Annotated in this window: 1 protein-coding gene; it reads left to right on the top strand. The window is 29.4% G+C overall.

Annotation, left to right across the window (positions count from 1 at the left end; all coding sequences use genetic code 11):
* The first annotated feature begins 154 nt into the window (after window positions 1–154).
* A complete protein-coding gene (locus KPL38_RS19440; RefSeq protein ID WP_216290772.1) occupies window positions 155–541 on the top strand; it encodes a hypothetical protein in 387 nt (128 codons plus the stop codon).
* The last annotated feature ends 142 nt before the right edge of the window (window positions 542–683 follow it).

Here is a 683-nt window from a genome sequence, read left to right as displayed (position 1 = left end):
TTATTTTTGCAAAACATAGTAATCCTCCTCTACGTACTGATTTTGATATTATTATATCATAATTACTACGTTTGGAAGTAATTACAAGCTTTTTGTGGGATAATCATATTAGTAATAATTTGTGAATAATATGGTATACTAATTGTATATAAGTATGAGTATAGGTATGGTGATAATTATGACAATGGCAGGGAAAGTAATATATGGTGTTGGAAAAGTAGTTGGAAATACTGCAGGTTATGGTATTGAATTAACGGGAAATGTTATCTCTTCTATAGCAGAAAAATCCGGTAGAAAAAAATTCTCACAAAGTAGTAAGAAGTATAGCAAAATAGCTTCTAGAGTGGTGGGTAAAACCACAAAGATAACAGCAGCAGTAACCGCTGTTCTAGTAGATAAAACTATTGATGTAGCTGTTAATACTGCAAAGTATATTGCGGAGAATGCGGTAGAAACAAATGTACGCATCTATGGAGAATCAGAAAGATTTTATGATGAAGACAAATATATAGATGTAGAGTATAAAGTTTTAGAAAAATAATTGTAATATGTTATAAATGGTACTTTAATGAAATATTGGTGAATTGAAAAAGTAACTTCCACTTTGCAGAGTTAACTTCCACCGTAAAAAGAGTTGAAAAAGTTTTTCAATAAAAAAACGTTTATTTTTGCTATTCTTCTAA

This window comes from Clostridium psychrophilum, from assembly GCF_018861705.1.
GTDB lineage: Bacteria > Bacillota > Clostridia > Clostridiales > Clostridiaceae > Clostridium_AD > Clostridium_AD psychrophilum.
The sequence above is the reverse complement of the archived record's forward strand: the minus strand, read 5'-3'. Positions and strand labels throughout refer to the sequence as shown.